A 7,297-nucleotide genomic window follows, 5' to 3' on the forward strand; every position below is an offset into this window, starting at 1 on the left:
GTACGAAGGTGAAGCGCGACGCCGATGATGGAGAGCGGAAAGCGAAAAACTAACGGCGTTCCTTCTTTCAAAACCAAACCCCTGCATCTAGCTGGTACAGGGGCTTGGTTTGAACAAAGTTTCTGCTTTTCCTTTCGTTTATTGGTCGAACAACGAGTGGTGTCAGTTGCCTTTACGTAGGCAGTGGAAACTATATATCTGGCAACGTTGCCGGCAACGATTCCGCAACTAAAAAAGCTATGTTGCCGCTGCGTTTGCATTGAAAATCAGTAGTATGGCTTTTTACCTGGTCTGTTTCGCCAAGTTCTAGAACTAGAAGTAGCTGTGCATTACTAACTGAATACTCAAGCAGCTTGCAAGCACAGCCCAATAGTCGTTCAGGTTCCTTTTCTAAATTTCCTCCTATGCTTGAAAACTCTACTTTCCCACAACAGAAAAACAACTTAGCGCGGCGCGGCTTGCTTCTTGGTCTAGCCATCAAGCTCGCAACCCTAGCCTCTACGGTCCAGGCCCAGTTGCCCTCGTTTCCGGGAGCGGAAGGAGCCGGCAAGTATACCTCGGGGGGCCGCGGCACGGCAGCCACGGCTACTACCGTTTTCGAAGTGACCAATCTGAGCGACGACGGCCAACCCGGTAGTTTGCGCTATGCCGTTACGCAGCCGGCCACTTACCGTACAGTGGTGTTCCGAGTATCAGGCACTATCCACTTGCTGGCCGACTTGCGCCTGAACCGCGCCAACACCACCATCGCCGGTCAAACTGCGCCCGGCGACGGTATCTGCATCGCCGATTTTCCGGTTAGTGTCAACGCCGACAACATCATTATTCGCTTCGTGCGGTTTCGCCTCGGCGACAAAAATCAGAATCAAGGCATGGTGAACGGCAGCGGCGACGATGATGCTTTTGGCGGCATCGGGTACCGCAAAATCATGATCGACCATTGCACCATGAGCTGGTCGGCGGACGAAGCCTGCACCGTGTACCGCGGCGACAGCACCACCTTGCAGTGGAACCTGATCAGCGAGCCGCTCGACTACTCTTACCACTTCGAAACCGGCGACACCGACTTCGAGCGTCACGGCTACGGCGGCATCTGGGGTGGGCGGCACGCCAGCATGCACCACAATCTGCTGGCCCACATGCGCGGCCGGATGCCCCGCTTCGACGGTAGCCGCAACCTCTCGCCCAATACCGTCGGGCAGGAAAACGTGGATTTCCGCAACAACGTGCTTTATAACTGGGCCTCGTACAATGTGAACGGGGGCGAAGGTGGCAACTACAACGTCGTCGGCAACTACTACAAGTATGGCCCCTCCACTCCAACCGGCTCTTCGGGCGGGGTTGCAATTCGCAGCGAAGTCTTGAATCCCTACAAGTTAACTTCCGGCAGCAACCCGCTGCCCTACGGCAAGTACTACCTGACCGGCAACTACGTGGATGGCTACCCGGCCGCCACCGCGCGCAACTGGCTGGGCGCCGTTATGAACGGCGGCACGCGCGCCGATACCACTTCGGCCAAAGCAACAACGCCCTTCGCTATGGTGGCGTTGCCGGCGCAAAGTGCCTTGGAGGCCTACACGGCTGTGCTGCAAAACGCCGGCTGCGTGTTGCCCGTCCGCGACGCCCTCGACCAGCGCATCGTCAACGATGTACTCAACCGCACCGGGAGCCTGATTGATGTGCAGGGTGGCTTCCCGCACGGCACGCCTTACAGCACCTCGCAGGTGGCCTGGCCCGTACTCAACTCTCTGCCCGCCCCCGCTGATGTCGACCACGACGGTATGCCCAACACCTGGGAAGTCAGCATGGGGCTTAATCCCGAAGATGCCACCGACCGCAACACCCGCGGCGCCAACGGCTACACCATGCTAGAAAACTACCTGAACGGCCTCACGGCGCCCGTACTGGCCGTTGCCGCTTCGGGCCCGGCCGCCGAACTGCTTCAGGCATATCCCAACCCCTCGCAGCACGCGCTAACCCTGGCGCACCCGGTAGCCGGCCGTGGTGCCAGCCTCACGGTTTACAGCTTCGATGGGCGTAAAGCCATGGTTTTGCCTGCTGCTGCCGGTACACGCGAAACCTACGTTCGCACCGCTAGTCTGGCGCGCGGCAGTTACCTGATCTTGTATACCGATGCCCAGCAGCGCCTCACGGTGAAGTTCAGCAAAGAATAACTTTAGCGGTACCTATAGGCAGCGTGCGGTCTTTGGATTGGTGCCACAACAATTGCCGCTGGCAGTGCCTCTTCCTCACAACAAAACGACGCCTGGTATAGACCGGGCGTCGTTTTGTTGTGAGGAAGAGGTACGCAACTCCTATTCAATGTTTCAAGCTGAGGGCTTACGGATTATCACTCAGCGCGGTCTGTGGTTTGCTGCTTGGGGAGTGCAGCAGTTCCAGGGTATGCTTGAACAAGCTGGCATCGGCCCACTGGCCATGACCCGGCACTACTAGGGTCGCCTTCGGATAACGGGCTTCTACCTTGCGCACACTCACCGGCCATTGCTTTAGGTTTGCATCATCGATGTTGCCGAGCGTGGTGGCGTTGGCTCCTTTTATCAGGCAGCCGCCGAAGAGTACTTGCTGAGTTGGTAGCCACGCCACCATATTGTCGGGGGAGTGACCGGGACCGGGATAGAACAACTCCAACCGGGTACGGCCGGCCCGTATCACGGTGTAGGGCTTGATGGCCGGCGTGGGCACCCCGAAAGCCATAGTAGCGGCATGCTCGGCGGTAGGAGGAGTACTGTACACCTTGATGTTGTTGGCTTGCAACACGGCCAAGCCGCCTAGTCGGTCTTCGTGCGCGTGGGTGATAACCACGAGGCGCACGCGCTGGTGCAAACTGTCGGCCACCCAACGCAGCAACTCCATTGTTTGGTCGGGGTCCCAGGCGGTGTCTACTACTAAAGCGCCGGTTTTGGTTTTGACGATGAGGCCGTTGGACGGTATCGGGACTGGATTGCCGGGGAAGCGGCGGTAGGAGGTATGCACGAACACATCCGGGGCAATGCGCTGTACCCGCAGGTGCAGTGGTTCCTGCCTAGAGGTAGGTGGAGCGTCGGCTAGCAACAGCAATGGACAAGCTAGAAAAAGGATTGCCAGACCAAACCGGCGCAAAGGGTACAGGAAGCGTAAAGACAAAACGGGCATTCAAAAAGTAAAAGACAAGCTGCCTTAACGCCTTGCCGACAGAAATAGTGCGTTGGTTTACGGAGTGAACTTAGCGTCAGTAGCTTAAGAGGAAGAAGCTTGCTAGCTACATAGCGGATGCAGTGGAACAACGGTCGGTAACTGGTGGCAGCGGAAGCAAGACCAAAAGCTGACGCAGGGCGCAGAACTTTGACTGCCAGACAATAGTTGGCAGTTCAGTGAAAGCTGCCAACCTTACGTAGTACCACGACCTACTTCTCGCCTACAGCTTGTTTTTATGGAGCCTCTCGTTGCCCCTATTTCCTCCCCGCCCGAAACACTTGACTTGCAACAACTTTTCAAGCGGCAGCAAGCCCGTTCGGAAGCGCTGCGCCGCGAAGATGCTGGTCCACGGGCAGCCCGTCTGCGCAAATTAGGGGAGTGGATAGAGTTAAACCGCCCGGCCATTCAACAGGCCCTGTACGCCGATTTCCGCAAGCCCGCCACCGAAACCGACGTCACCGAAGTCTGGCCGTCGCAGACGGAACTGAAGCACACGCTCAAACACCTCAAGCAGTGGACTTCGGTACAGCCGGTGGATACGCCGCTGGCGTTGATGGGCGCGCGCGGCTGGAAGCAGGCCGAGCCCAAGGGCGTCTGCCTCATCATGGCGCCCTGGAATTACCCGTTCTACCTCGCCATCGACCCGCTGATATCGGCACTAGCGGCGGGCAACTGCGTTATCATCAAGCCTTCTGAAATGACGCCCAGCGTGGCCGCCCTGCTCAGCCGTATGGCCCGCGAGGTTTTCGACCCGGCGGAAGTAGCAGTAGTAGAAGGGGACAAGGAAGTAGCTACCGAACTTCTTAAGCTGCCCTTCGACCATATTTTCTTCACGGGTAGCCCGCAAGTAGGCAAAATAGTGATGCGGGCCGCCGCCGAACACCTCACCAGCGTCACGCTGGAGCTAGGCGGCAAAAGCCCGGTCATCGTGGATGAAACCGCTGACCTGCGCGACGCGGCCGAGAAAATCGTGTGGGGCAAAGGCATCAACGCCGGTCAGACCTGCGTGGCCCCCGACTATTTGCTGGTGCACGAAGCGGTGCAGGAGCCATTGCTAGCCGAAATGCGGGCCGTAGTGCACCGGTTCTACAATGCTGATGGTCGGGGTGTGGCGGCTTCCGATTCGTTTGCGCGCATCGTGAACCAGCACCACTTCGAGCGGGTGGCCGGCCTGCTGGAAGACGCGCAGCACCACGGGGCCACGGTAGCCATGGGCGGCCACGTCGATGCGCAGCAGCGCTTCATCGAACCTACCGTGCTGCTGAATCCGGCCGCCGACAGCCGCGTGATGCAAGAGGAAATTTTCGGGCCGCTGCTGCCTGTGCGCACTTTCCGCACCCTGATGGAAGCCACCAACGAGGTGAATTCGCGGCCCCGGCCGCTGGCGCTGTATGTATTCACCCAGAACAAGGAAAACCAGCGCTATTTGCTGCGCAACATCCCGGCCGGCGGTGCAGCCGTCAACGAAACCATCCTGCAACTGGCGCACCCCGAACTGCCTTTCGGTGGGGCCGGCAACAGCGGCATCGGCCGCGCCCACGGCTACGCGGGCTTTCTGGCCTTCTCCAACGAAAAATCGGTGCTCAAGCAGCGCACTGGCCGCACCGGCATCAAAAGCTTCTATCCGCCTTACACTCCCAAAGTACAGCGCATGGTGGGCTGGCTGCTGCGGTGGCTGTAAGTGAAAGTGATAAAGCAGGAAATGCTGACTGCGTGCGTTTTATGTTCAGTTTGCGCGCCATGCGCAGCTAGCCCCCGAAACATATTGAGTCAGCCTACCTGTTGCATGTTATTTTGTATGCAAGCCGAGTATTTCTGGCGAAAAAGTCCGATATTTTCAGACCCGGCTAGCATCCCTAAGTCGGCAAATTCCCAGCCCTGCTTCTTCAAGTAGTATGATCTTCACCGAAGCCCAACGCGTGACGTTACGCGCCCTTGCCGACACCTTTATTCCGCCCATGGAAGGGCCCGCTGAACATGCCGCCTACTGGCAGCGCCGCGGTTCTGAAGGCGTGGACCTCGATAAGATAGGCGAGGTGCTGGACGAGCAGCCTGCCGGTGCGCAAGTGGAGTTCCTGAAGCTGCTGGACTTACTTGATACGGTCACGCTGGGTTTGACGTGGTTTGGGCCGTTGCGGCCGTTCAATTACTTGCAACCTGCCCAGCGCGAGAAGATGCTGCAAAGCTGGGCGCAAAGCAACTTGCCGCAACTTCGCAAAGGCTTTCACGCCTTGCGCAAGCTATTCGTATTTCTGTACTACGGCGGTTCCTCGGCCGAAGCTGGCAACCCGGTGTGGGAAAGCATTGGGTACGTGGGGCCACTACCGGCGGACAACGTGGTGGATATGCCGAAACCCATTCAAACTTTGCAGCCCACCCACGATGTGGTTTACGACTGCGAGGTGCTGGTGATTGGCAGCGGCGCGGGCGGGGGCGTGGTAGCTGGCGAGCTAGCCGCCGCCGGCCACGATGTGTTGGTACTGGAAAAGGGTCCCTACTGCCACGGCTGCGACTTCACGCAGCGGGAGGTGGACATGCTCGGCAAACTCTACGACGGCAAAGGAGCGCTCAGCACCCAGGATGGCAGCATCAGCCTGTTAGCGGGTTCCTGCCTGGGTGGGGGCACCACCGTTAACTGGGCCGGCGCTTTCCGCACGCCCGACTACGTGCTGCAAGAGTGGGCGCAAGAGCACATGGTACCGCATTTCACCTCTTCTGACTTTCAGAAAAGTGTGGATGCCGTGAGTGAAGCGCTGAGCGTAAACACCAACTACCCGCGCCACAACGGCCAGAACCAGGCCCTCTGGGAGGGCTCAACCAAGCTGGGGCAACACGTAAAGCTGATTCCGCGCAACGAGAAAGGCCTTACCGATTCAGAAGCGCACTTTTGTGGCCTGGGCTACAGCACCATGGGCGACGCCTACGGCATCAAGCAAGGCACCCTCAACACCTATCTGTTGCAGGCATTCGAGCACGGCGCCCGGCTGCTGGCCGACACCCAAGTGGAGCGCGTGACGATTGCCAATAACCGGGCGACGGGCGCCGTGGCCGTACATACGACGGCCACTGGGCAGCAAGTGCGCGTAACCGTACGGGCCCAGCGGGTGGTAGTGGCGGGTGGCGCCATCCAGACGCCCGCCTTACTACTGCGTAGCGGCCTGAAGCACCCGCACCTGGGTCGCCACCTCAATCTGCACCCCACAGTGGTGGTATCGGCCCTGTACGAGCAAGCCATGAACCCCTGGTTTGGACCGAGTATGTCGGTGGTCAACGACAGCTTCACCAAACTCGGCGGCAGTAACTACGGCGCCAAGCTGGAAACGCCACCCGCCCACGCGGGCCTGATGAGCATGGTGCTGCCCTGGCTATCGGGCGCGCAGCACAAGAAGCTGATGCAGCAGGCGGCGCATATGGGCTCGTTCATTGTCCTGACGCGAGACCGGGACGGTGGCCGCGTCAACATCGACAAGCACGGCCATGTGCTGGTTGATTATGCGCTTAGTGATTACGACCGGGCGCACATGCTAACGGGCGTGCGGGCAGCGGCCGAAATTCATGCGGCGGCAGGAGCGCACACCATTTTTTTACCACATGGCACCTTGCCCACCTTGCACGCGAACCAAGGCCAAATCCAGAACCCCGAAGTGCTGACGCAACTGCCGCATTTAAGTTGGAAACCCAACCAGTATGGCCTCTATAGTGCCCACCAGATGAGCACGTGCCGCATGGGCGGCGATTCGTTCACCCATCCGGTTAGCCCAACCGGCGAAACGTACGAAGTCCGCAACCTGTTCGTGGCCGATGCATCGGCGTTTCCGGCGTGCAGCGGCGTAAACCCGATGCTTACGACCATGGCAGTGGCGCATTTTACGGCGCAGCACTTGAAAACCAGTCGGGTAGCGGGGGCCACTGTCGCCTCCTCTGGTGCCTCGTCTCTTGCTGCGGCGGCTTCCTGATTGTCGAGGTTGAAGATATAGGGCATTTGAAATAGACAAGTGGTGCGATTTTCGCGTATGGGGTCCACACCCTTATACTTTTTCTGCTTTATGTCCTTTTCTCGCCCTCTTCTCGCCCTGTGCTTACTGGCTTCCCTGGCCACTGG

5 protein-coding genes are annotated in these 7,297 nt (G+C 58.9%); 3 read left to right on the top strand and 2 right to left on the bottom strand.

Translation table 11 applies throughout. The annotated features are described in order from the left end of the window. Positions 1 to 260, bottom strand: a 260-nt coding sequence (locus tag ACFE7X_RS24710; RefSeq protein ID WP_375438347.1) for a hypothetical protein, incomplete at its 3' end; no start/stop codon positions are given. Between the two features lie 144 nt (positions 261 to 404). Between ACFE7X_RS24710 and ACFE7X_RS24715 the strand changes: the two genes are divergently transcribed. Then, complete coding sequence (locus ACFE7X_RS24715) at positions 405 to 2,174, top strand: T9SS type A sorting domain-containing protein (RefSeq protein WP_375438348.1); 1,770 nt, start codon at positions 405 to 407, stop codon at positions 2,172 to 2,174. Positions 2,175 to 2,340: 166 nt separating this feature from the next. Here the strand turns inward: ACFE7X_RS24715 and bla are convergent, their stop codons facing one another. Next, positions 2,341 to 3,153, bottom strand: a complete 813-nt coding sequence (bla, locus tag ACFE7X_RS24720) for a subclass B1 metallo-beta-lactamase (protein ID WP_375438349.1) — start codon at positions 3,151 to 3,153, stop codon at positions 2,341 to 2,343. Positions 3,154 to 3,430: 277 nt separating this feature from the next. On the opposite strand from bla, the gene ACFE7X_RS24725 reads away from it, so the two are divergent. Together ACFE7X_RS24725 and ACFE7X_RS24730 are read left to right on the top strand one after the other, a co-directional pair. Continuing rightward, positions 3,431 to 4,876: an aldehyde dehydrogenase family protein gene (locus ACFE7X_RS24725; RefSeq protein ID WP_375438350.1), complete on the top strand. Its 1,446-nt coding sequence runs from the start codon at positions 3,431 to 3,433 to the stop codon at positions 4,874 to 4,876. Positions 4,877 to 5,090: 214 nt separating this feature from the next. Next, entirely contained in the window at positions 5,091 to 7,151 is a 2,061-nt protein-coding gene (locus ACFE7X_RS24730) for a GMC family oxidoreductase N-terminal domain-containing protein (RefSeq protein ID WP_375438351.1), read from the top strand. Positions 7,152 to 7,297: the final 146 nt, after the last annotated feature.

Origin of the sequence: uncultured Hymenobacter sp. (assembly GCF_964242765.1) — a bacterium.
GTDB lineage: Bacteria > Bacteroidota > Bacteroidia > Cytophagales > Hymenobacteraceae > Hymenobacter.